This is a genomic window from Kitasatospora sp. NPDC056273 (assembly GCF_042268845.1).
GTDB lineage: Bacteria > Actinomycetota > Actinomycetes > Streptomycetales > Streptomycetaceae > Kitasatospora.
Window position 1 is genome coordinate 12,736 of sequence record NZ_JBHJSJ010000007.1, and the last position, 23,079, is coordinate 35,814.

Sequence of the window (23,079 nt, forward strand, 5' to 3'; positions counted from 1 at the left end):
CACGACATGTCAGAAGAGAAGCTCCCGGAGCCGCACGGCTCCGCCGGCGAGGTGGCCGACCACGGCAGCCCGTTCGCCGACCCGGGCCTGCCGGCCCACGAGCCCCGTCGCACCGACATCGACGAGAAGGCCGCGTCGCGTGCCGAGCGCCAGGTCTCGCTGATGTTCGTGGTCTCGATGCTCGCCACCGTCGGGTTCATCGCCTCGTACGTGGCCATCGACCCGGACAAGATCGTCTACATCTTCCCGCTCGGTCACGTCAGCGCGCTGAACTTCGCGCTCGGCCTGACCCTGGGCGTCGCGCTGTTCATGATCGGCGCGGGTGCGGTCCACTGGGCCCGCACGCTGATGTCGGACGTCGAGCTGCCCGCCGAGCGTCACCCGATCGAGGCCTCCGACGAGGTCCGCAACGACGTCATCGAGCAGTTCAAGACCGGTGCCGCCGAGTCCGGCTTCGGCCGCCGCAAGATGATCCGCAACACCCTGATCGGCTCCATGGCGCTGGTCCCGCTCTCCGGCGTGGTCCTGCTCCGTGACCTTGGCCCGCTTCCCGAGAAGAAGCTCAAGGAGACCGGTTGGAAGGAGGCGACCGAGACCAAGCCGCTGCAGCTCATCAACATGAACACCATGCAGCCGATGAAGCCCGAGGACATCATCGTCGGCTCGCTCACGTTCGCCATGCCGGAGGGCCTGTCCACGCACAGCGAGGACTTCCAGCAGCGGATCGCCAAGGACGCCCTGATGCTGGTCCGCATCGCGCCCGAGGACATCAAGGACGACAAGTCCAAGGAGCTGGGTTTCGAGGGCATCCTCGCCTACTCCAAGATCTGCACCCACGTCGGCTGCCCGATCAGCCTGTACGAGCAGCAGACCCACCACGCGCTCTGCCCCTGCCACCAGTCGACCTTCGACCTGGCGGACGGCGCCCGCGTGATCTTCGGCCCGGCCGGCCACCCGCTGCCGCAGCTGAAGATCATCACTGACGAGAAGGGCAACCTGGTCGCCACCGGCGACTTCGCGGAGCCCGTCGGCCCGAGCTACTGGGAGCGTGCTCGATGAGTAGCGCGAGCAGCACCACGACCGGTGCCGCCAAGCCCTCCAGCACGCGTGAAAAGCCCGCCAACAAGTGGGAAGCCGCGGCTGACTGGACTGACGGCCGGCTGGGGATCTACTCCCTCGCCAAGGCCAACCTGAGGAAGATCTTCCCGGACCACTGGTCCTTCATGCTGGGCGAGATCTGCCTCTACACCTTCGTCATCATCATCCTGACCGGTGTCTACCTGACGCTGTTCTTCAAGCCCTCGATGGCCGAGGTCGTCTACGACGGCTCGTACGTGCCGCTCAAGGGCATCCCGATGTCGGAGGCCTACGCCTCCACGGTGGACATCAGCTTCGAGGTCCGCGGCGGTCTGCTGATCCGGCAGATCCACCACTGGGCCGCCCTGGTCTTCGTGGCCGCGATGCTCGTCCACATGATGCGCGTGTTCTTCACCGGCGCGTTCCGCAAGCCGCGTGAGATCAACTGGGTCTTCGGCTTCCTGCTGCTGATCCTGGGCATGTTCGACGGCTTCTTCGGCTACTCCCTGCCGGACGACCTGCTGTCGGGCACCGGTATCCGCTTCATGGAAGGCGCGATCCTCGCCGTCCCGCTGATCGGCACCTACGTCCAGATGTTCCTGTTCGGGGGCGAGTTCCCCGGCCACGACATCGTGCCGCGGTTCTTCACCATCCACGTGCTGCTGATCCCGGGCATCATGCTCGGCCTGCTGGTGGCCCACCTGATCCTGGTCTTCTACCACAAGCACACCCAGTGGGCGGGCCCGGGCAAGACCGAGAAGAACGTCGTCGGCATGCCGCTGATGCCGGTCTACATGGCCAAGGCCGGTGGCTTCTTCTTCCTGGTGTTCGGCCTCATCGCCGTCATCTCGGCGATCGCCACGATCAACCCGATCTGGGCGTACGGCCCGTACCGTCCCGACCAGGTCTCCACGGACGCCCAGCCCGACTGGTACATGGGCTTCTCCGAGGGCCTGATCCGGATCATGCCCGGCTGGGAGATCAGCGTCTGGGGCGGCCACACCCTCAACCTGGGTGTCATGGTCCCGCTGGCGATCTTCCCGCTGGTCCTGGTCTCGATCGCGGCCTACCCGTTCATCGAGGGCTGGATCACCGGCGACAAGCGCGAGCACCACATCCTGGACCGCCCGCGAAACGCCCCGGTCCGCACCGCCCTGGGCGCCGCCTGGATCAGCCTCTACCTGATCCTGCTGATGGCCGGTGGCAACGACCTGTTCGCCACCCACCTGCACCTGTCGATCAACTCGGTCACCTACTTCGTCCGCGTCGGCTTCTTCGTCGTCCCGGTCGTCGTCTTCATCATCACCAAGCGCTGGTGCCTCGGCCTCCAGCGCCGTGACAAGGAGAAGGTGCTGCACGGCCGCGAGTCGGGCGTCATCAAGCGCCTGCCGCACGGCGAGTTCGTCGAGGTGCACACCCAGCTGCCGCAGAAGGACCTGTACAAGCTCACCGCGCACGACCAGAACCAGCCGGTCGAGCTGCCGGCCCAGACGGACGAGAACGGCGTGGCCCGCAAGGCCGGCGTCGTCACCCGCACCCGGGCCAAGCTCTCCCGCGGCTTCTACGGCGAGGGCAGCCAGATCCCCAAGCCGACCGCCGAGGAGCACCACGAGATCACCAGCGGCCACGGCCACCACTGATCCCGTAGGCACCACCGCGTCACCCCGAGGGCCGCTGACCAGAGTTCTGGTCGGCGGCCCTCGGGCTTTCCCGTACCCGCCGCCCCGCGTCCTCAGGAGCCCCCGTGCAGCTGTCCGTCGACCCCGCCTCGGCCACTCCCCCGTACGAGCAGATCCGCGCCCAGATCGCCGACCGGGCCCGCTCCGGCGAGCTGCCGACCGGGCTGCGGCTGCCCACCGTCCGCGCCCTGGCCGAGCAGCTGGGGCTGGCGGCCGGCACCGTCGCCCGGGCCTACCGCGAGCTGGAGGCGGACGGCGTGGTGGAGACCCACGGCCGGCGCGGCACGCTGATCGCCGCCACCGGGGACGCCGCGCACCGGCTGGCCGCCGAGGCCGCCGCCGAGTACGCCGCCCGGGCGAGCCGCCTGGGCGTCTCCCGCGCGGAGGCCCTGGCCGCCGTGGACACCGCCCTGCGGCTGGCCTACCCGCAGGGCTGAGCGCCCCCCCGGAGGGGGCCTCAGGGGGTCTCAGAGCTCGGGGCGGACCATCCCGGCGGCGGGGGCCTGGGAGGCCGGTGCGGTGGTGCTGACGGGCTGTCCGGAGGCACTGTGCTTGACCCAGTCCGTCCAGGCGATGTTCCAGTCCCCGAAGCCGTTGCCGAAGGGCTCCATCCGGCCGCCGCGGCTGTTCACCACCGTCACCAGGTCCCCCACCCGGGTGTGCTGGAAGAACCACTCGGCGTTGCCGGTGCTCATGCCGGTACAGCCGTGGCTGACGTTCTCGACGCCCTGCGAGCCGACCGACCAGGGCGCCGCGTGGACGTACTCGCCGCTCCAGGTCACCCGGGTGGCCCAGAGCACGTCGAGGTCGTAGGACTCCGTGCTGCCCGGCGCTATCCCGATCGTCTCGCCGTTCATCCGGACCGACCGCTCCTGGCCGAGCACCACCTTGACGCCGTTGCGGGTGTCGAAGCCGGGCTTGCCGGTGGTGACCGGGATGGTCCGCAGCGCCTCGCCGTCACGCTTCAGGGTGAGCTCGTGGGCGGCCGCGTCGATCACCGACTCCACCCGCTCGCCGATCCGCAGCTTCAGCGAGCTGCGGTCACCGCCGTACAGGCCGTCGGCGATCCGGCTGCCGGTGCCGTCGAAGGCCAGCGAGACGGTCGTCCCGGCCGGCCAGTAGTCCTCCGGACGGAAGTGCAGGTTCTTGTCGTCCACCCAGTACCAGGCGCCGGTGACGGCGGGCTGGGAGCCGACGGTCAGGGCGCGCTCGACCTCCTGGCGGGCCTGCGGGTCCTTCACCGCCTCGGAGAGCTCCACGGTGAGCGGCTGGCCCACCCCGTAGACGCCGCTGCCGGAGGAGTCCGGGCCGAGCTTGGCGGTGAGCAGGCGTTCGGCGGCGAGGGTGCTGAAGCTCGCGGTGGTGTCGCCGCGGCCGCCCTTGCCGTTGTCGGCGGAGATCCGCACCGTGTACGCGGTGGCGGCCTTCAGCCGGCCGGTGGTCTGCCAGCTGCGCTGGTCCTCGGCGAGCTTCCCGGCGACCACCCGGCCGTCCGGGCCGACCACGGTGACGTCGGTGAGCCGGCTGTCCTGGACGGCCGTCACGGTGACCGGCTGGGAGGGGTCCGCCTTGGCGTCCGCCGAGAGGTGGACCAGCGGGGCCGCGTCGACCCGGTGCGGTCCGACGGGCGCCTCGTCCCCGGCCGTGCAGCCGGCCAGCGGGGCCAGCACGGCGAGGGCCAGCGAGATGCCGCCGAGAGCTGCGATTCCGCGCCTGTCGGCCATGGCCGCCTCCGAAGGTTTCGCACGATTGATCAGATCGTAGGAACGCCCCCGGTGAAGCGACATCCGAGGGACATCCGGTTCACCCAGCTGAGTGAGGCCGTCATCCCGGGGACGCAGCGGCGTCCGGGAACGCGGCAGGGCCGGTCCCCCCGTACGGGAGGACCGGCCCTGGTGCACGAGCGCGAACCCTACTGGTTCTGGTTCTCGCCGCGGTAGAACTCGAAGACCCATCCGAAGATGCCGATCATGATGATCGGGGCGGCCCAGAACATCAGCCACCAGCCGAAGATCACGCCCAGGAAGGCGAGCGCGCCACCGAGCGCCAGCGAGAGCGGCTGCCAGCTGTGCGGGGCGAAGAAGCCCAGCTCGCCGGAGTCGTCCGCGACCTCGGCCTCGGGGTTGTCACCCGCGCCGCTGTCCACCCGGCGGGCGGTGAAGGCGAGGTAGTACCCGATGAAGGCGCACAGCGCGAAGGCCAGGAACAGCGCCGTGGTACCGGCGGCCTCCAGGCCCGGGCCGTTGGTGTCGGAGTTGGTCCACAGGCCGTAGGTGATGGCCATGGCCAGCACGAAGACCGACAGGCCCAGGAAGATCTTTCCCTGTTCCTTCATCAGGCGTCGCCCTCCTTGTTGCCCTTGCCCAGCTTCGGGGCGTCGTACTTCGCCGGGGTCACGCCGGCGAGGTGCTTGGCCGGCTCACCGTGGTTCTCCAGGTAGTCCAGCGCGGCGATCTCCGGGTGGTGGAGGTCGAAGGCCGGGGATTCGGAGCGGATCCGCGGGAGGGTGAGGAAGTTGTGCCGCGGCGGCGGGCAGGAGGTCGCCCACTCCAGCGAGCGGCCGAAGCCCCACGGGTCGTCCACGGTGACCTTCTCGCCGTACTTGGCGGTCTTCCAGACGTTGTAGAGGAACGGCAGGATCGACAGGCCGAGCACGAAGGAGCCGATGGTCGAGACGGTGTTCAGGGTGGTGAAGCCGTCCGAGGCCAGGTAGTCGGCGTAGCGGCGGGGCATGCCCTCCGCGCCGAGCCAGTGCTGCACCAGGAAGGTGGTGTGGAAGCCGAAGAACAGCGTCCAGAAGGTGATCTTGCCGAGGCGCTCGTCCAGCATCTTGCCGGTCATCTTCGGCCACCAGAAGTGGAAGCCGGCGAACATCGCGAACACGACGGTGCCGAAGACCACGTAGTGGAAGTGGGCGACGACGAAGTACGAGTCCGAGACGTGGAAGTCGATCGGCGGGGAGGCCAGCAGGACACCGGTCAGACCACCGAAGAGGAAGGTGACCAGGAAGCCGACCGTCCAGAGCATCGGGGTCTCGAAGCTCAGCGAGCCCTTCCACATGGTGCCGACCCAGTTGAAGAACTTCACACCGGTCGGGACCGCGATCAGGAAGGTCATGAACGAGAAGAACGGCAGCAGTACCTGTCCGGTGACGTACATGTGGTGCGCCCACACCGTCACGGACAGACCGGCGATCGCGATGGTGGCCGCGATCAGGCCGGAGTAGCCGAACATCGGCTTGCGGCTGAAGACCGGGATGATCTCCGACACGATGCCGAAGAACGGCAGCGCGATGATGTACACCTCGGGGTGGCCGAAGAACCAGAACAGGTGCTGCCAGAGCATCGCCCCGCCGTTGGCCGGGTCGAAGACGTGGGCACCGAACTTGCGGTCCGCCTCCAGGGCGAACAGCGCGGCGGCCAGCACCGGGAAGGCCAGCAGGACCAGCACCGAGGTCAGCAGGACGTTCCAGACGAAGATCGACATCCGGAACATCGTCATGCCCGGAGCGCGCATGCAGATGATCGTGGTGATGAAGTTGACCGCACCGAGGATCGTGCCGAAGCCGGAGAAGGCCAGACCCATGATCCACATGTCGCCGCCGACGCCGGGCGAGTGCACCGCGTCGGACAGCGGGGAGTAGGCGAACCAACCGAAGTCGGCGGCGCCGTTCGGGGTCACGAAGCCGGCCACCGCGATGGTCGAGCCGAAGAGGTACAGCCAGTACGCGAACATGTTCAGACGCGGGAACGCCACGTCCGGTGCGCCGATCTGGAGCGGCATGATCCAGTTCGCGAAGCCGGCGAAGAGCGGCGTCGCGAACATCAGCAGCATGATCGTGCCGTGCATCGTGAACGCCTGGTTGAACTGCTCGTTCGACAGGATCTGGGTCCCGGGACGAGCCAGCTCGGCACGCATGACCAGGGCGAGGATGCCACCGATCAGGAAGAAGGCGAACGACGTGCCCAGGTACAGGGTGCCGATCGTCTTGTGGTCGGTGGTGGTCAGCCACTTGATGATGGTGGAACCCGGCTTCCGGGTCCGCTGCGCCCCGACCGTGACGGCATCGGCGCCCCCGCCGGCCGCGGCGGGCTCGTTGAGGATGGTCACTTCTCTTCACTTCCCATGCCGATGAGGCCGGAGGGCACCCAGCCGTTCTGGCCCTTGGCGCGAAGCTCGGCCAGGTGCTTGTCGTAGTCGGCGCGGTCGACGACCTTGACGTTGAACAGCATGCGCGAGTGGTCGACGCCGCAGAGCTCGGCGCACTTGCCCATGTACTCGCCCTTGACGGTCGGCGTGACCTCGAACTTGTTCACCACGCCCGGCACGACGTCCATCTTCATCATGAAGTTGACGGGCCAGAAGTCGTGGATGACGTCACGCGAGGTGAGGCGGAACTGCACCGACTCGTTGACCGGCAGCCACAGCGTCGGAACCTCCTTGGGGGTTCCGACGTCGTACGCGGCGTCCTTGTTGGCCGGGTCGGGGGTCTCGGTGTTCTCGTAGTTGAACGCCCAGCTCCACTGGAAGCCCACCACGTTGACGTAGTGCTGCGGCTTCTCGGAGGTGGCCGTCAGCTTCGACTCGTCGCGGGCGACGAAGTAGAAGAGGACCGAGACGATGATGATGGGGACCGCGGTGTAGAGCGCCTCGATGGGCACGTTGTACCGGGTCTGCGGGGGGACCTCCACACCGGTGCGCTTGCGCCGGTGGAAGATCACGCTCCAGATGATCAGACCCCACATCAGTACGCCGACCACCAGCGCCGCGATCCAGGAGCCCTGCCACATCTGGAGGACCATGGGCCCTTCCTTGGTGACGGGGCTCGGGAGGCCAAGCCTGGGGAGGTCGTTGGCCGAGCAGCCGGTGGCGGTCGCGATGACGAGGCCCAGTGCCAGCGCCTGAGGCAGCTTCCGCCGCATCGTGCGCCGCGGCGAGCGGTCGGAGCCGTTGGGACTCACGTAGCGCCTTCCCGAAGTCTCGCCCGCCTTCGCGTCGCCCCGGGGAGGAGTGTGAGCCTCCCCGGCGACCCGTCCACGGGCACGGTTTGAATGCTTATGCGGGCCAAACCCTACTCCAGCCTTATGCGCTCCTGACGGGCAGCCCCCGGTAACGCGCCGCCCGCTAGCCCGATCAGGCCCGGTGGGGGCTGCGCCGCAGGTCATCGTAGGCATTCGAGGTCCGTACGCCCGATCGGGGGATGACCTCGGGCGACACCCGTGACGGCCCGTCGGGCGCGGACGAAGCGGACATTCGGGATGATCGACTGACGGTGGGTGAGCCGCGCGACCGACCGGGGACGCGGCCGGGTGTGTCGTTAAATGTGACCGTGTACTTCGACGCGGCCTCGACGGCCCCTCTGCACCCCGTCGCCCGGCAGGCGCTGACCGCCGCCCTGGACGAGGGCTGGGCCGATCCGGCCCGGCTGTACCGCTCCGGCCGGCAGGCCCGGATGCTGCTGGACGCCGCCCGCGAGACGGTGGCCGCGGTGCTGGGCACCCGGGCGGACGAGATCTCCTTCACCGCGAGCGGCACCCAGGCCGTCCAGCTCGGCCTGCTGGGCGCGCTGGCCGGGAACCGGCGGCGCGGCGGCCACTTCGTGCACTCCGCGGTGGAGCACTCCAGCGTGCTGCACGTCGCCGAACGCCACGAGAGCGCCGGGGGCGAGGTGTCGGTGACGCCGGTCGACCGGGGCGGCCGGGCCGACCCGGCGGCCTTCGCCGCGCTGCTGCGACCGGACACCGCGCTGGCCGCGCTGCAGAGCGCCAACCACGAGGTCGGGACGGTGCAGCCGGTCGGCGAGGTCGCCGCGCTGTGCGCCGGGGCCGGTGTCCCGCTGCTGGTGGACGCGGCGCAGAGCGCCGGTCGGGTGGACGTCCCGACGGGCTGGTCGCTGCTGACCGCGAGCGCCCACAAGTGGGGCGGCCCGCCCGGGGTCGGGGTGCTGGCGGTCCGCAAGGGCGTCCGGTACGCCTCGCCGCTGCCGGCCGACGAGCGCGAGGGCGGCCGGGTGCCCGGCTACGTCAACGTCCCGGCGATCGTGGCCGCGGCCGCCTCGCTGCGCGCGGTACGGGCCGAGGCCGAGCGGGAGAACGCCCGGCTGCACGCGCTGGTGGAGCGGATCCGCGCCCGGGTGCCGCGGCTGGTGCCCGAGGTCGAGGTGGTCGGCGACCCGGTGCGGCGGCTGCCGCACATCGTCACCTTCTCCTGTCTGTACGTCGACGGGGAGGTGCTGCTGACCGAGCTGGACCGGGCCGGCTTCGCGGTCTCCTCCGGCTCCTCCTGCACCTCGTCCACGCTGACGCCCAGCCATGTGCTGGCGGCGATGGGGGTGCTCACCGAGGGGAACGTCCGGGTCTCGCTGCCGTACGGGACGGCCGAGGCGGACGTGGAGCGCTTCCTCGCGGTGCTGCCGGACCTGGTGGCCGGCGTCCGGGCGCCGCTCGGGCTGGACCTGCCGGCGCCCGGGCCGGCGCCGGCCGCGATCGGGGCTGCGCCCCGAGCCGAAGGGCGCGCCGGTGCCGAAAGCGAGGAGCGACAAGCGACCGACGGAGGAGGGAGTGCCGGAGCGAGGAGCGTCGGCGCCGGGTCAGAGCGCCCGGAGGCGAGCGGGCGGGTCACGGTGATCGACGCGCTGGGGAAGCGCTGCCCGCTGCCGGTGATCGAGCTGGCGAAGCGGATCGGCGAGGTGCCGCCGGGTGGCACGGTCGTCGTGCTGGCGGACGACGAGGCGGCCCGGCTGGACATCCCGGCCTGGTGCGGGATGCGCGGACAGGAGTACGCGGGCGAGGCCCCGGCCGCCGAGTACGGCGGCGACCGGGGCTCGGCCTACCTCGTCGTCCGGCGGACTACTTGACCAGGCGGGCGCTGATCTCGGTGGCCGCCTCGGCGCCGTAGGCCTCCTCGAAGCGCTTCAGGAAGGCGGCCGGGCGCAGCTCGTACTCCTGGGTGCCGACGGTCTCGATCACCAGGGTGGCGAGCATGCAGCCGATCTGGGCGGAGCGCTCCAGGTCGAGGTCCCAGGACAGGCCGGCCAGGAAGCCCGCGCGGAAGGCGTCGCCGACGCCGGTCGGGTCGACCTTGGCCTCCTCCTTGGCGCAGCCGACCACGATCGGCGCCTCGCCCTTGCGCTCGATCCGGACGCCCTTGCTGCCCAGGGTGGTGATCCGGGTGCCGACGCGGGTGAGCAGCTCCTCGGCGCCCCAGCCGGTCTTGGTCTCGATCAGCGCGGCCTCGTACTCGTTGGTGAAGAGGTACGCGGCGCCGTCCACGATCTCGCGGATGTCCTCGCCCTCCAGGCGGGCCAGCTGCTGGGAGGGGTCGGCGGCGAAGGCGTAGCCGCGGGTGCGGCACTCCTGGGTGTGGCGGACCATGCCCTGCGGGTCGTCGGCGCCGACCAGGACGAGGTCCAGGCCGCCGACGCGGTCGGCGATCGGCTTCAGCTCGATGTTGCGGGCCTCGGCCATGGCACCGGTGTAGAACGAGGCGATCTGGTTGTGGTCCTCGTCCGTGGTGCACATGAAGCGCGCGGTGTGCCGGGTCTCGGAGATGTGGACGGAGTCGCAGTCCACGTTGTTGCGCTCCAGCCAGCTGCGGTACTCGGCGAAGTCCGCACCGGCGGCGCCGACCAGGACCGGGCGCAGGCCGAGCACACCCATGCCGAAGGCGATGTTCGGCGCGACGCCGCCGCGGCGGATGTCCAGGGTGTCGACCAGGAAGGACAGCGACACGGTGTGCAGCTGCTCGGCGACGAGCTGGTCGGCGAACCGGCCGGGGAACGTCATCAGGTGGTCGGTGGCGATCGAGCCGGCGACGGCGATACGCACGGGGGGTCTCCTCAGGGTGGCTGCGGGGCCAGCGGGCAGGCGGGGACGAACCCGCCTACGGTACCCGGCCCCGGGGAGCGCCCGGCAAGAGTGCCGCAAGTTGCCGCCCCACGGCCATGGTGGCACCCGTCGCCCTCCTCCGTGTACTACCTCCCGGTAGCACTGGTGGGCGGCCGGGCCCCTGCCTAGGGTCGGCCGTGGGGGGCCCGTCGTGCGGGCCCCGTCGTCGACCGCGGCAGCGTGGCCGCGGCCCTGGATCGGAGCGATACCGGATGATGACCGACCACTGTGCCCTGCCCGTCCTGCGGACCGAGGACGGCGAGACGCTCGACGCCCTGCTGGACTCCTCCCGGCGGCTGCGCCGGTTCTGGCCGCAGCTCGCGGCCGGCCCGGAGCCCGTCGCCCCCGCCTCGACCGGCTTCCGGGTGTCCTCCGGGGCCCAGCGGGTGGTCGCCGGGATGGCCGAGTACGGCTTCTGAGCCCGCGCCGGACCGGATCAGCCGCGCGCGGAACCGGATCCGACCGGAGCACGTCACATCCGCGCGGAGCGGCGAGGAGGCGGCACCGCTGAACCCTCGGGAGGATGTGCAGATGGATCTGGAGACGATGCCCCGGCGCGGTCGGCGAGCGGTGGCCCTGACGGGTCTGGTGCTGGCGGCGGTGGTGACGGTGGCCGGCTGTGGCAGCGGCGGCGGCAAGCCCGCCTCGGACGCGGCGACGAGCGGCTCGGCCGCCGCGTCCGCCTCGGCCAGTGCCTCACCGCAGGCCCCGGCGGACTCCGCGAGCCCGTCCTCGGCGGCTCCGACCGGGAGTTCCTCCGGGGCCGCGCAGCCGGCCCAGCCGCCGACCGGCTTCACACCCAGCCCGGCCTCGCCCCCGCCCGGGCAGCCGGCCCCGGCCACTCCCCCGGGCAACGGGATCGCGGTGGGCGAGCCGAACCCGAACGGTTCGGACGCGCCCGTCCGTCCGCCGGTCGCCTACCGGGTGGACGGCACCACCAAGCTGACCGTCTACTTCTTCGGCGGGGTCTGCACCACGTACGCGCTGAAGGCGGACGAGTCGCAGCCGGGCCGGGTGGACGTGCTGGTCGTGCCGGGCCCGCCCACCGTCCAGCCGGGGCAGGTGTGCAACGCGCTGGCCAAGCGGCAGTCGGTCGCGGCCGACCTGCGCTCGCCGCTGGCCGGGCGGACGGTGGTCGACAGGACGAGCGGTCAGGAGCTGCCGCTGGAGGGCGACCCGCACATGGGGCCGGACCCGGTCACCCCGGACGTCGCGGGGCGGTAGGCGCCGCGGCGCCCGCGGGCGGAAACGGAAAGGCGGCCCCGGGGATCACCCCGGGGCCGCCTTCCGCAGCGGGCTTAGCTGAACGAGTCGCCGCAGGCGCAGGAGCCGGTGGCGTTCGGGTTGTCGATGGTGAAGCCCTGCTTCTCGATGGTGTCGACGAAGTCGACGGTGGCGCCGCCCAGGTACGGGGCGCTCATCCGGTCGGTGACGACCTTGACGCCGTCGAAGTCCTTGATCACGTCACCGTCGAGCGAGCGCTCGTCGAAGAACAGCTGGTAACGCAGGCCGGAGCAGCCACCGGGCTGGACGGCGACGCGCAGCGCGAGGTCCTCGCGGCCTTCCTGCTCCAGCAGGGCCTTGACCTTGGCCGCGGCGGCATCGGTGAGGAGGATGCCACTCTCGACGGTGGTCTCGTCCTGGACGGTCATCTGCTTTCTCCCGGTCTTGACGACGGTCTGCCGCCAGTGCCAACCAACGGCCGTCCGGTTTCATTTCCCGGGCGGCGATCGATTTCTGCGGCCTGTTCGCGGCTGGTTGTCCGTAGGCCGGGTGTGCCACCCGCGTCCCCTACGCTCCCCATGCTCGCACACCCCCGGAGGGCCGGTCACCGCCCGAGGCACGGATCCGGGTGAACGGGCCCCACGGCCGCCCGTCGGACGCCAGGATGGTCGGCATGATCCTTCGCCAGGTCAGGGACACCGCAGCGGACGCGGAGGTCGTCCGGGAACTGTCCTTCGCCGCGTTCGCCGCACCGTCCGACGACCCCGCGCGGCCACCGCGGTCGACGCCGCTGCAGCTGGCCCGGACCAGGCACCTGGCGCGCACCGATCCCGGGGGCTGCTGGCTGGCGGAGAGCGGCGGGCAGGCGGTCGGGGTGGTGCTGTCGATGCGCCGCGAGGGCCTGTGGACGCCCTCGCTGTTCGCCGTCCGGCCGTCCGCGCAGGGCCGGGGGGTGGGGCGGCTGCTGTTCGAACGGGCGATGGCGCACGCCCGGGGCTGCCTGCGCGGGATGGTCTGCGCCTCCGGCTCCCCGGCGGCGGCCCGCCGCTACCGGCTGGCCGGGTTCACCCTGCACCCGGCGATGCGGCTGACCGGGACGGTGGACCGGCAGGGGCTGATCGATCCGGGCGACATACCGGTGCACCGCGGCAACGCCACCCACCTGCACCTGCTGGACTCGGTGGACCGCCGGCTGCGCGGGTCCGCGCACGGGCCGGACCACGAGCTGATGCTCGGGCACTTCGAGGAGCTGCTGGTCGCGGACGCGCTGGCCGGCAGCGGCTACTGCTACCGGGACGGCGGCACGGTGCGGCTGCTGGCGGCCACCAGCAAGCGGATCGGGGCCCGGCTGCTGCGCGAGGCGCTGGCCCGGGTGCCGGACGGGGCCGAGGCGCGGGTGGAGTACCTGACCGCCGAGCAGGAGTGGGCGCTGGACGTCGGGCTGGAGGTCGGGCTGACGCCGGAGACCGGCGGCTTCGTCGGGGTGCGCGGGATGCGGCCGCCGGCGCCGTACCTGCCGAACGGGGCGTTCCTGTAGGCGGGCACGCGTACGGCCCCCTCCGGAGCGCTCCGGAGGGGGCCGTACGGACGTCAGGGTGCTCAGACCATGGTGTCCAGGATCTCCTTGACCATCTCCATGGTGGTGCCCGGGTGCAGGAAGGCGAAGCGGGCGACCGTCTCGCCGTCCCAGCCGGTGGGGGTGACGAAGCCGATCTGGTCCGCGAGCAGCTGCTGCGACCAGCGGTAGTAGTCGTCGTTGGTCCAGCCCCTGCGCTTGAAGCAGACCGCCGAGAGCTGCGGGTCGAACAGCAGCTCCAGGTGCTCGCTCTCGCGGATCAGCTGGGCCGTCTCCCGGGCCAGGGTGAGGCCGGCCTCGATGGCGTCGGTGTAGGCCTGGACGCCGTGGACGGCCAGCGAGAACCAGAGCGGCAGGCCGCGGGCGCGCCGGGTCAGGTGGTAGGCGTAGTCGGTGGGGTTCCACTCGTCGCCCTCGGTGTGCAGGACGTCCAGGTAGGAGGCGTCCTGGGTGTGCACGGCGCGGGCGAGCTGCGGGTTGCGGTAGATCAGCGCGGCGCAGTCGAAGGGGGCGAACAGCCACTTGTGCGGGTCGACCACGAAGGAGTCGGCGTGCTCGATGCCGTTGTAGCGCTCGCGCACCGAGGGGGCGAACAGGCCGGCGCCGCCGTAGGCGCCGTCCACGTGGAACCAGAGGTCGCGCTCGCGGGCGACCTCGGCCAGGCCGGCCAGGTCGTCGACGATGCCCTCGTTGGTGGTGCCGGCGGTGCCGACGACGGCGATCACCGTCTCCGGGTTGGGGTCGGCGGCCAGGGCGGCGCGCAGCGCCTCGCCGGTGAAGCGCCGGTTGACGGTCGGGACCTTGAAGGCCTCGACGCCGATGATGTTGAAGGTGTTCTTGACCGAGGAGTGCACCTGGTCGGCGACGGCTATCCGCAGCCGGGCCTCCGGGCCGACACCGAGCTTGCGGCGGGCGGTGTCGCGGGCGACCACCAGGGCGGAGAGGTTGCCCGCCGAGCCGCCGGACACGAAGCAGCCGCCGGCCGACTGGGGCAGGCCCGCGCGGTCGGCGATCAGGCGCAGCACCTGGTTCTCGGCGGCGATCGCGCCGGCCGCCTCCAGCCAGGAGATGCCCTGGAGGGAGGCGCAGGAGACGACCATGTCGAACAGCAGCGCGGCCTTGGTCGGGGCACACGGGATGAAGGACAGGTAGCGGGGGCTGTCGGCGGAGATGACCGCCCGGGACAGCTCGTGGTCGTAGAGCTTGAGCACGTCGACCGGGTTGTTGCCGTCCTGGTTCAGCAGGCCGGCCAGCTGGGTGCGCAGGTGCTCGCCGTCACCGGGGTGGTCGAGCGGGACGGGGTCGTACTGCAGCCGCTCCCGCATGTAGTCGAAAACCAGGTCGACCAGCTCGTTGTCGGGCCGGTGCATGCGGTCGGGTGCTGCGGACACGGCGGTCCCTCTCGGCGTGGGGGTGTCGGGGGGCGTCCGGTCGGCGGGACGCTTCACCGCGACGACCGGACGTGATCAGCGTAGGCAGCACCGGGCCCTCCCCGCGCGTCGGAACGCGGCTGGTCAGGCAGGTTTCGGGCGTCTTCGGGCGGGTCCGCGCAGGATTCCTGCGTACGGTCCGGGGGCGGCCGGCGGGCGGTCAGCCGATGAGCTGGGAGAGGACCACCGAGGAGCGGCTGCGCTGCACTCCGGGCTCGCGCCGGATGCGCTCGATGACGGCCTCCAGGTGGCGCATGTCGGCGGCCCGCAGGTGCACCAGGGCGTCCGGGTCGCCGGTGACCGTCCAGGCGGCGACCACCTCGGGGAACTGCCGCAGGCTGGCGAGGATCTCCTCGGGGGCGGTGCGCTCGCGGCAGTAGACCTCGACGAAGGCCTCGGTCTGCCAGCCCAGCACGGACGGGTCGAGCACCACGGTGAAGCCCCGCACCACGCCGCGCGCCCGCAGTCGGTCGATCCGCCGGCGCACGGCGGTGGCGGAGAGGTTCACCTGCAGCCCGATCTCGGCGTACGAGGCGCGGCCGTCGCTGCCGAGCCGGGCGAGCAGGAGCCGGTCGGTCTCGTCCAGGTCGGCCCCGACCACCTCGTGCGCTCGGCTGCTGGTCATGGGTGAGGGGCTCCACGGGTCGTACGGGGGGTTCGGCGGGGCGCTCCGGCGGCGGGCTGCCACTGCCGAAACGGTTCGCCACCATTCTGGCGGATGACCTGGACGAGTTCACCGCCGTCGGATGACGGGCGGGCGGCCGTCACGGGACGAGCAGCACGATCTTCCCCCGGGTACGGCCCTCGGCGCTGAGCGCCTGGGCGGAGGCGGCCTGGGCCAACGGGAAGGTGGAGGCGACGGTGACGGTCAGCCGGCCGTCGTCGGCGAGCGCGGCCAGCTCGGCGAGGTCGTCGGCGTCCGGGCGGACCCAGACGTACCGGCCGCCGAGCGCCTTGACCCCGTAGTCGGTGATCGAGGCGATCCGGCCCGGGTCCGCCACCAGGCCGGCCGAGAGCTGGACGGCGCCGTGGCCGACCAGGTCGAGGGCGGCGTCCACCCCGTCGGGGGCGAGCGCGCGGACCCGGTCGGCCAGGCCCTCGCCGTACACCACCGGCTCGGCGCCGAGGCCGCGCAGGAAGTCGTGGTTGCGCTCGGCCGCGGTGCCGATCACCCGGGCGCCGCGGGCCCGGGCCACCTGCACCGCCAGGTGGCCGACCCCGCCCGCGGCGGCGTGCACCAGGACGGTCTCCCCCTCGGCGAGGCGCAGCGCCCGCAGGCCCTGCAGGGCGGTGAGCCCGGCCAGCGGCAGGCCGCCGGCCTGCGCCCAGTCCAGCGCGGCCGGCTTGCGGGCCAGGGTGCGGACCGGGGCGGAGACCAGTTCGGCGTAGGTGCCGTGCTCGACGGCGTCCTTGCGGACGTAGCCGTACACCTCGTCGCCCGGGGCGAACTCGGTGATCCCGCCGCCGACCGCGCGGACCACGCCGGCCACGTCCCAGCCCATGACCAGCGGGAAGTGCGCGTCGAGGATGCCGTCCAGGGCGCCGTCCCGGACCTTCCAGTCCACCGGGTTCACCCCGGCCGCCCGGACCTCGACCAGTACGGAGTCGGGCCCGACCTTGGGGTCGGGCAGGTCGGTGTACTCGACCACCTCGGGGCCGCCGTAGCGGTTGATCGCGATTGCTTTCATGGGCTCAGCCATACCCGTCGGCTTCGAAGTATCGATTCGGCCACGCCCGGAAGCATCCGATTCGACGAGCGGTTCTCGTCACATCGACAGGATGGCCATCGTCACTCTGACGCTAAGCGGTTAGAATAGATAGCGTCAGTTAGACGAAAAGGCCCCACCGCTAGCTCGGCCGCACAGAAGGGCACCCGCCCGTGACCACCACCATCACCGAGACCCACGGCGTCGACCCCACTCCGACGCCGCTCGCTCTGCTGCTGCTCGGCCGCGAGGCCGACCCGAACAGCGAGCGCGGCGTCGAATGCCCCGGTGACCTCCCCCCGGCCTCCGACCCCCACCTCGTCGAGCGCGCCCGCGCGGCCAAGGCCGCGCTCGGCGACCGCGTCTTCATCCTCGGCCACCACTACCAGCGCGACGAGGTGATCGAGTTCGCCGACGTCACCGGCGACTCCTTCAAGCTCGCCCGCGACGCGGCCGCCCGCCCCGAGGCCGAGTACATCGTCTTCTGCGGCGTGCACTTCATGGCCGAGTCCGCGGACATCCTCACCAGCGACCGCCAGCAGGTCGTCCTGCCGGACCTCGCGGCCGGCTGCTCGATGGCCGACATGGCCACCGCCGAGCAGGTCGCCGAGTGCTGGGACGTGCTGACCGACGCCGGCATAGCCGACGCCACCGTCCCGGTCTCGTACATGAACTCCTCCGCCGACATCAAGGCCTTCACCGGCCGGCACGGCGGCCTCATCTGCACCTCCTCCAACGCCAAGCGCGCCCTGGAGTGGGCCTTCGAGCAGGGGCAGAAGGTGCTCTTCCTGCCCGACCAGCACCTCGGCCGCAACACCGCCGTACGGGACATGGGCTTCTCGCTGGACGACTGCGTCGTCTACAACCCGCACCGGCCGAACGGCGGCCTGACCGCCGAGCAGCTGCGGGACGCCAAGATGATCCTCTGGCGCGGCCACTGCTCGGTGCACGGCCGGTTCAGCCTGGACTCGGTGAACGACGTCCGCGAGCGGATCCCCGGCGTGAACGTCCTGGTGCACCCCGAGTGCAAGCACGAGGTCGTCGCGGCCGCCGACATGGTGGGCTCGACCGAGTACATCATCAAGGCGCTGGACGCCGCCGAGCCCGGCTCCAAGTGGGCCATCGGCACCGAGCTGAACCTGGTCCGCCGCCTGGCCAAGGCGCACCCGGACAAGGAGATCGTCTTCCTGGACCGGGCGGTCTGCTTCTGCTCGACCATGAACCGGATCGACCTGCCGCACCTGGTCTGGGCGCTGGAGTCGCTGGTCGAGGGCCGGGTGCCGAACGTGATCACCGTCGACCCGGAGACCGAGACCTACGCCAAGGCGGCGCTGGACCGGATGCTGGCCCTGCCGTAGCCGTCCGCGGACAACAGCCGAAGGGCGGGCCCCCTCCGTGGTGGAGGGGGCCCGCCCTTTCGTCTGGCAGCGGCCGCGGCCCTACTCCGGGAAGCCCGGGATCACGCCCTCGCCGTCGGCCATCAGCAGCTCGCGGACCTCGTCGATCGTCGCGTCGGCGCTCGGCAGGATCAGCTCGGACGGCTCCAGCGAATCCAGCGGCACCGGGGTGCCGTACTGCTTCACCGCCTCGATGAGCTTGCCGTAGGCCTCACGGAAGAGCGCCTCGTCCCCCGACTCCACTGCGGTGACGAGCTCGGCGTCGAGCTCGTTGAGCAGGTTCAGGTGGTCGTCGCCCACCTCGTACTGCCCCTCACCCATGACCCTCATGATCATGCCGTGCGTCTCCCTGGTTCGTGGGGTCGAGCTCAGATCACTTGTTGTAGTTGATGCGCGGGGTGTCCTGCTGCGGCTGCGGCTGGACGTCCTGCTTGCCCTGCTCGATCGCGGCGGGGCCGGCCGAGGAGGGACCGGAGAGCTCGGCCTTCATCCGGGCCAGCTCCAGCTCGACGTCGGAACCGCCGGCCACCCGCTCCAGCTCGGCCTCGATGTCGTCCTTGCGGCCGAGACCGCTCGCGTCGTCGAGCGCACCGGAGGCCAGCAGCTCGTCGATCGCGCCCGCCCGGGCCTGCATCTGGGCGGTCTTGTCCTCGGCACGCTGGATCGCCAGGCCGACGTCGCCCATCTCCTCCGAGATCCCGGAGAAGGACTCGGCGATGCGGGTCTGCGCCTGGGCGGCGGTGTACGTCGCCTTGATGGTCTCCTTCTTGGTGCGGAAGGCGTCCACCTTGGCCTGAAGTCGCTGGGAGGCGAGGGTGAGCTTCTCCTCCTCGGCCTGGAGCTGCTGGTACTGCGTCTCCAGGTCGTTGATCTGCGACTGCATGTTGGCCTTGCGGGTCAGCGCCTCGCGGGCGAGGTCCTCCCGGCCGAGCGACAGCGCCTTGCGGCCCTGGTCCTCGTACTTCGCCGACTGCTGCTGGAGCTGCGTCAGCTGGAGTTCGAGCCGCTTGCGCGAGGTCGCGACATCCGCGACACCACGCCGTACCTTCTGGAGCAGCTCAAGCTGCTTCTGGTAGGAGTAGTCAAGCGTCTCACGCGGATCCTCCGCCCGATCCAAGGCCTTGTTCGCCTTGGAGCGGAAGATCAGCCCCATACGCTTCATGATTCCGTCGCTCATGGGCCTCGGGTGCCCCCTTCTCCGGCCTGCGGTCTCTATCTCGTTACCAGACACGACGAGTGTATGTGCAGCGAGCCCTTCGCCGCAGTGCACCTGCCTGCAACAAGACTGCTACAGCGACCAGTGGCGTTTCCTCCTCCCCCGGGTGGATCCGCCCCTCATCCCCCCCATCGTCCATCCGACTGATCCCCTACGGGAAGGGCCCGGGAAACCCGCTTCGGACGGCGACCTGGCGGTATCGATATGTGTTCGGTTCCGAGGGCGCCCGTGGAAGCCGCGTCGCACCCCGTACGCTGGTGGTGTGTTCCGACGCCGTTCAGATGATGCCGCCGCCTCCGCCACCGTGCTGGAGAAGCAGGACGAGACGACCCAGGCCCGCGATCCGCAGGCCAAGAAGGGCCGCCCCACCCCCAAGCGCAGTGAGGCCGAGGCCAACCGGCGTACCCGGGTGACCGTGCCCAAGGACCGCAAGGAGGCCGCCCGCCAGGGGCGCGAGCGGATGCGCGCCGAGCGCGAGAAGCAGCGCCAGGCGCTGATGAACGGCGACGAGCGCCACCTGCCGGCCCGTGACAAGGGCCCGGTGCGCAAGTTCGCCCGCGACTACGTGGACTCCCGCTGGTCGCTGGCCGAGTTCTTCCTGCCGGCCGCCGTGGTCATCCTGGTGCTCAGCATCGTCAAGGTGCCGGCGCTCCAGCTGCTCTCCACGCTGCTGTTCCTGCTGTTCTTCGTGCTGGTGATCCTGGACTTCGTCCGCCTCGGCTTCGGCCTGCGCAAGCAGCTGGCCGAGCGCTTCGCCGACCAGAACACCCGCGGCGCCGTCGCGTACGGCATCATGCGCACCCTCCAGATGCGCCGGCTGCGCCTGCCCAAGCCGCAGGTGCGGCGCGGGGAGAAGCCCTGACCGCCGAACCGGTCGGCTCCGGCTGGGCCCCGCCCTCCTGGGAGGGGCCCGGCCTCTACGCACTCCCCGGGCAGGGCGGCGCGCTGCCGGGGCAGGGCGACGGCGGCCACGACCGCCTCGCCCAGGAGCGTCGGCTGCCCTCGCGCAGCGGCTCCTTCGCGGGCGGCACCGGCGCCTGGCTGGACCGGCTCGGCGGGCTGCGCAACTTCGTCCGCCAGGAGCTCGTCGCCCGCCAGCTCGCCGAACAGCTGGCCGGCCGCAGCGGGCAGCGCGTCCTCGACATCGGCTGCGGCCAGGGCACCCAGGCCCTGCGGCTGGCCCGGGCCGGCCACTACGTCACCGGGATCGACTCGGACCCGGTCGCGCTCGGTGTCGCCCAGGGGGCGCTCGCCGAGGAGCCGCCGGAGGTCCGCGGCCGGATGCAGCTGCTCAGCGGCGACGGCCACCAGTGCGGGCGCTGGTTCGGCCCGCGCAGCTTCGACGTGGTGCTCTGCCACGGCGTCCTGATGTACCTGCCCGACCCTGACCCGATGATCGCCTCGCTGGCCCGGCTGCTGGCGCCCGGGGGGCTGCTCTCGCTGCTGGTCCGCAACCGCGACGCGCTCGCCCTGCGGCCGGCCGCCGCCGGGGACTGGCGGGCCGCCCTGCACGCCTTCGAGAGCGACCGGTACTACAACCGGCTCGGACTGGCCGCACGGGCCGACCGGCTCGCCGACCTCACCGTCACCCTCTCCGAGGTGTCCGTCCCGCTGCGGCACTGGTACGGCGTGCGGGTCTTCACCGACAGCGCCCCGGACGACGCGGCCCCGCCGGTGGACGGGCGGCAGCTGGCCCAGCTCCTGGAAGCCGAGGACCGGGCCGGCCGCACCGACCCGTACCGGCAGGTCGCCGCGCTCCTGCACGTGATCGGGGCGAAGTAGCCGCGCCGCGGCCGCTCCACCCCGTCCGCGCTACTCCTCGCCCAGGCTCATCGAGTAGACGACCCGGTCGTCCTCCAGCAGCACCGCGGTGTCCACACCGTCCTCCGCGAGCTGCTTCCAGGTCTCCCCGATCCAGGTCTCGGCGTCCCCCTGGCCGGCGAACTCCTCCTGGCCGGCGCCCGGCGTCACCGCGCTGCCGTCCGCCTTCTCGTACCGCCACGTCCAGACCATGCCGGCTCCTCCCACTGACCACGCTGCCTGTGTTGCTGCGCACCATAGCCTGCCCGGCCCGATCTTCCGTATGCCTGCTCCGGCAGGATGGACGGCATGGCGACCCGATCCGAGCCCACCCGTCCCCCGCTGCCCCGCACCCTGCTGCTCGGCGGCGCCCGCTCCGGCAAGTCCACCCGCGCCGAGCAACTGCTCGCCGACCGTCCGGACGTCCTGTACGTGGCCACCGGCGGCACCCGCGACGGCGACGCCGAGTGGGCCCAGCGGGTCGCGCTGCACCGGGAGCGCCGGCCGGCGAGCTGGCGCACCGCCGAGACCTGCGACCTGGAGGCCGTGCTGGCCGACCCGGCCGACCCGGCACCGGTGCTGGTCGACTGCCTCGCCCTGTGGCTGACCGCCGTGATGGACGAGTGCGGCGCCTGGGACGACGAGGTCTGGGCGGCCGGCGGCGAGGCCGCCGTGCAGCGCCGCTGCGAGGCGCTGGCGCGGGCCTGGGCGGCCACCGGACGGACCGCCGTCGCGGTGAGCAACGAGGTCGGCATGGGCGTCGTCCCGGCCACCGCCGCGGGCCGCCGCTTCCGCGACACCCTGGGCCGGCTCAACATGGCCGTGGCGGACGCCTCCGAGCGGGTCCTGCTGGTGGTGGCCGGTCAGGTGCTGACCGTCAAGCCAGCCGTTGGCTGAACACCCGCGCCGTGTAGCCTTCCGGACGATGGACACGACCGTGGATCTCGATACGTTCTCCTCGCTCGTCGAGCGCCCCGACGAGAGCGCCCGGCGGGCCGCCGAGGAGCGCTGGCAGGCGGCCGACCGGCCGCGCGGCGGGCTCGGCCGGCTCGAGGAGCTGGGCAGCTGGCTGGCCTCCGTACAGGGGCGCTCGCCGGTGCTGCCCGTCTCCGCCCCCAAGGTGCTGCTGTTCGCCGCCGACCACGGCGTGGCGGCGCTCGGGGTCTCCCGGATGCCCGCCCGGGGTGGCACCGCGGCCCGGGTGCGGGCCGTGCTCGACGGCAGCGCGCCGGTGTCCCGGCTGGCCGCGCGCTACGGCGCCCAGGTGCGGGTCGTCGACGTCGCCGTGGACGCCGACCCGACCGACTTCCCGGACGAGGTGGTCGCCCACCGGATCCGGCGCGGCTCCGGGCGGATCGACGTCGAGGACGCGCTCACCGCCCAGGAGACCGTCCGGGCGTTCCGGGCCGGCATGGCCGTCGCCGACGAGGAGGCCGACGCCGGCACCGACCTGGTGCTGCTCGGCGACCTCGGGGTCGGCGCCACCACGGTGGCCGGCGTGCTGGTCGGCGCGCTCTGCGGGACCGACGCGGCGGCGGTGACCGGGCGCGGCTCCGGGATCGACGACCGGGTGTGGATGGTCAAGTGCGCCACCATCCGGGACTCGCTGCGGCGGGCCCGGCCGGTGCTCGGCGACCAGCTGGCCCTGCTCGGCGCCACCGGCGGCGCCGACTTCGCCGCGATCACCGGCTTCCTGCTCCAGGCGGCCGTCCGACGGCTGCCGGTGGTGCTGGACGGCGTGGTCTCGGCGGCCTGCGCGCTGGTCGCGCAGCGGATCGCCTTCCGGGCACCGGAGTGGTGGCGCGCCGGGCAGTCCAGCGGCGAGCCGGCCCAGGCGAAGGCGTACGACCGGCTGACCCTGACGCCGCTGCAGGACCAGGGCATCACCATGGGCGAGGGCGTCGGCGCGCTGCTGGCGCTGCCGCTGCTCCAGGCCGCGGGGGACGTGCTCGCGGACGAGGCGCCGAAGCCCTTCGTGCCGGCGGCGCCGGGCGCGCCGAAGGAGCAGCCGAGGCTGCCCTCGGCGGCGGACCTGCTGCGGAAGCTGTAGCGGCGGCCCCGGCCGTCCGGAGAACGCCCCTTCGCCGG

The 23,079-nt window shown here is 71.9% G+C and carries 23 protein-coding genes and 1 pseudogene; 12 read left to right on the forward strand and 12 right to left on the reverse strand.

Translation table 11 applies throughout. The features are described 5' to 3' along the window. Positions 1 to 6 precede the first annotated feature (6 nt). The 3 genes from ACFCY1_RS08715 (at position 7) to ACFCY1_RS08725 (ending at position 3,193) form a co-directional block, all read left to right on the forward strand. Positions 7 to 1,059, forward strand: a complete 1,053-nt coding sequence (locus ACFCY1_RS08715) for a ubiquinol-cytochrome c reductase iron-sulfur subunit (protein ID WP_049651837.1) — start codon at positions 7 to 9, stop codon at positions 1,057 to 1,059. Then, positions 1,056 to 2,717: a ubiquinol-cytochrome c reductase cytochrome b subunit gene (locus ACFCY1_RS08720; protein WP_074000891.1), complete on the forward strand. Its 1,662-nt coding sequence runs from the start codon at positions 1,056 to 1,058 to the stop codon at positions 2,715 to 2,717. Before ACFCY1_RS08715 ends, ACFCY1_RS08720 begins: the two co-directional genes overlap by 4 nt. A gap of 104 nt (positions 2,718 to 2,821) precedes the next feature. Next, positions 2,822 to 3,193, forward strand: coding sequence for a GntR family transcriptional regulator (locus ACFCY1_RS08725; protein WP_375874018.1), 372 nt, complete (start codon positions 2,822 to 2,824; stop codon positions 3,191 to 3,193). A 30-nt stretch (positions 3,194 to 3,223) separates the two neighbouring features. Here the strand turns inward: ACFCY1_RS08725 and ACFCY1_RS08730 are convergent, their stop codons facing one another. The 4 genes from ACFCY1_RS08730 to coxB all read right to left on the reverse strand — a co-directional run bounded on the left by ACFCY1_RS08730 (position 3,224) and on the right by coxB (position 7,717). Beyond that, positions 3,224 to 4,480: an Ig-like domain-containing protein gene (locus ACFCY1_RS08730; protein ID WP_375874019.1), complete on the reverse strand. Its 1,257-nt coding sequence runs from the start codon at positions 4,478 to 4,480 to the stop codon at positions 3,224 to 3,226. 188 nt (positions 4,481 to 4,668) lie between these two features. Continuing rightward, complete coding sequence (locus ACFCY1_RS08735) at positions 4,669 to 5,091, reverse strand: cytochrome c oxidase subunit 4 (RefSeq protein ID WP_049651840.1); 423 nt, start codon at positions 5,089 to 5,091, stop codon at positions 4,669 to 4,671. Next, on the reverse strand, positions 5,091 to 6,866 hold the full coding sequence (gene ctaD / locus ACFCY1_RS08740) for a cytochrome c oxidase subunit I (RefSeq protein WP_074000888.1): 1,776 nt from the start codon (positions 6,864 to 6,866) through the stop codon (positions 5,091 to 5,093). The genes ACFCY1_RS08735 and ctaD overlap by 1 nt, the downstream gene beginning before the upstream one ends. Continuing rightward, a complete protein-coding gene (gene coxB, locus ACFCY1_RS08745; RefSeq protein WP_049651842.1) occupies positions 6,863 to 7,717 on the reverse strand; it encodes a cytochrome c oxidase subunit II in 855 nt (284 codons plus the stop codon). The genes ctaD and coxB overlap by 4 nt, the downstream gene beginning before the upstream one ends. Positions 7,718 to 8,085: 368 nt before the next feature. Between coxB and ACFCY1_RS08750 the strand changes: the two genes are divergently transcribed. Then, a complete protein-coding gene (locus ACFCY1_RS08750; protein WP_375874020.1) occupies positions 8,086 to 9,612 on the forward strand; it encodes a cysteine desulfurase/sulfurtransferase TusA family protein in 1,527 nt (508 codons plus the stop codon). Here ACFCY1_RS08750 and ACFCY1_RS08755 read toward each other — a convergent pair. Continuing rightward, positions 9,605 to 10,582 carry a carbohydrate kinase family protein gene (locus ACFCY1_RS08755; protein WP_049651843.1) on the reverse strand — a complete coding sequence of 326 codons (978 nt, stop codon included), beginning with the start codon at positions 10,580 to 10,582 and terminating at the stop codon, positions 9,605 to 9,607. The two genes, ACFCY1_RS08750 and ACFCY1_RS08755, sit on opposite strands and share 8 nt — an antisense overlap. 272 nt (positions 10,583 to 10,854) lie before the next feature. Here ACFCY1_RS08755 and ACFCY1_RS08760 point away from each other — a divergent pair, with 272 nt between their 5' ends. Further along, entirely contained in the window at positions 10,855 to 11,061 is a 207-nt protein-coding gene (locus ACFCY1_RS08760) for a hypothetical protein (protein WP_049651844.1), read from the forward strand. A 112-nt stretch (positions 11,062 to 11,173) separates the two neighbouring features. After that, entirely contained in the window at positions 11,174 to 11,866 is a 693-nt protein-coding gene (locus ACFCY1_RS08765; protein WP_117487461.1) for a hypothetical protein, read from the forward strand. 74 nt (positions 11,867 to 11,940) lie between these two features. Here the strand turns inward: ACFCY1_RS08765 and erpA are convergent, their stop codons facing one another. Beyond that, positions 11,941 to 12,294, reverse strand: a complete 354-nt coding sequence (erpA, locus tag ACFCY1_RS08770; protein ID WP_049651846.1) for an iron-sulfur cluster insertion protein ErpA — start codon at positions 12,292 to 12,294, stop codon at positions 11,941 to 11,943. A gap of 245 nt (positions 12,295 to 12,539) precedes the next feature. Between erpA and ACFCY1_RS08775 the strand changes: the two genes are divergently transcribed. Beyond that, positions 12,540 to 13,403, forward strand: coding sequence for a GNAT family N-acetyltransferase (locus ACFCY1_RS08775; protein WP_375874021.1), 864 nt, complete (start codon positions 12,540 to 12,542; stop codon positions 13,401 to 13,403). Positions 13,404 to 13,465: 62 nt separating this feature from the next. Here the strand turns inward: ACFCY1_RS08775 and ACFCY1_RS08780 are convergent, their stop codons facing one another. The 3 genes from ACFCY1_RS08780 to ACFCY1_RS08790 form a co-directional block, all read right to left on the reverse strand. Then, on the reverse strand, positions 13,466 to 14,833 hold the full coding sequence (locus ACFCY1_RS08780; RefSeq protein WP_117487462.1) for a pyridoxal-dependent decarboxylase: 1,368 nt from the start codon (positions 14,831 to 14,833) through the stop codon (positions 13,466 to 13,468). Positions 14,834 to 15,032: 199 nt separating this feature from the next. Beyond that, positions 15,033 to 15,497 (reverse strand): Lrp/AsnC family transcriptional regulator, encoded by a 465-nt coding sequence (locus tag ACFCY1_RS08785; protein WP_049651848.1) that lies wholly within the window; start codon positions 15,495 to 15,497, stop codon positions 15,033 to 15,035. A 139-nt stretch (positions 15,498 to 15,636) separates the two neighbouring features. Next, on the reverse strand, positions 15,637 to 16,560 hold the full coding sequence (locus ACFCY1_RS08790; protein ID WP_074000885.1) for an NADP-dependent oxidoreductase: 924 nt from the start codon (positions 16,558 to 16,560) through the stop codon (positions 15,637 to 15,639). A gap of 191 nt (positions 16,561 to 16,751) precedes the next feature. Here ACFCY1_RS08790 and nadA point away from each other — a divergent pair, with 191 nt between their 5' ends. Further along, on the forward strand, positions 16,752 to 17,936 hold the full coding sequence (gene nadA, locus ACFCY1_RS08795; RefSeq protein WP_375874022.1) for a quinolinate synthase NadA: 1,185 nt from the start codon (positions 16,752 to 16,754) through the stop codon (positions 17,934 to 17,936). A gap of 81 nt (positions 17,937 to 18,017) precedes the next feature. Here nadA and ACFCY1_RS08800 read toward each other — a convergent pair whose 3' ends face one another. After that, on the reverse strand, positions 18,018 to 18,311 hold the full coding sequence (locus tag ACFCY1_RS08800; RefSeq protein ID WP_049651850.1) for a hypothetical protein: 294 nt from the start codon (positions 18,309 to 18,311) through the stop codon (positions 18,018 to 18,020). 37 nt (positions 18,312 to 18,348) lie between these two features. Beyond that, positions 18,349 to 19,137, reverse strand: coding sequence for a PspA/IM30 family protein (locus ACFCY1_RS08805; protein ID WP_049651861.1), 789 nt, complete (start codon positions 19,135 to 19,137; stop codon positions 18,349 to 18,351). Between the two features lie 316 nt (positions 19,138 to 19,453). On the opposite strand from ACFCY1_RS08805, the gene ACFCY1_RS08810 reads away from it, so the two are divergent. Together ACFCY1_RS08810 and ACFCY1_RS08815 are read left to right on the forward strand one after the other, a co-directional pair. Beyond that, positions 19,454 to 20,053 (forward strand): DUF3043 domain-containing protein, encoded by a 600-nt coding sequence (locus ACFCY1_RS08810; protein ID WP_241852715.1) that lies wholly within the window; start codon positions 19,454 to 19,456, stop codon positions 20,051 to 20,053. A gap of 179 nt (positions 20,054 to 20,232) precedes the next feature. After that, complete coding sequence (locus tag ACFCY1_RS08815) at positions 20,233 to 20,973, forward strand: class I SAM-dependent methyltransferase (protein ID WP_181970803.1); 741 nt, start codon at positions 20,233 to 20,235, stop codon at positions 20,971 to 20,973. A gap of 30 nt (positions 20,974 to 21,003) precedes the next feature. Here ACFCY1_RS08815 and ACFCY1_RS08820 read toward each other — a convergent pair whose 3' ends face one another. Beyond that, entirely contained in the window at positions 21,004 to 21,204 is a 201-nt protein-coding gene (locus ACFCY1_RS08820) for a hypothetical protein (RefSeq protein ID WP_049651853.1), read from the reverse strand. Between the two features lie 123 nt (positions 21,205 to 21,327). Here ACFCY1_RS08820 and cobU point away from each other — a divergent pair. Continuing rightward, positions 21,328 to 21,888 (forward strand): annotated as a pseudogene (gene cobU / locus ACFCY1_RS08825) (bifunctional adenosylcobinamide kinase/adenosylcobinamide-phosphate guanylyltransferase); the annotation flags it as partial. 28 nt (positions 21,889 to 21,916) lie between these two features. After that, complete coding sequence (locus ACFCY1_RS08830) at positions 21,917 to 23,041, forward strand: nicotinate-nucleotide--dimethylbenzimidazole phosphoribosyltransferase (RefSeq protein ID WP_049651854.1); 1,125 nt, start codon at positions 21,917 to 21,919, stop codon at positions 23,039 to 23,041. Positions 23,042 to 23,079: the final 38 nt, after the last annotated feature.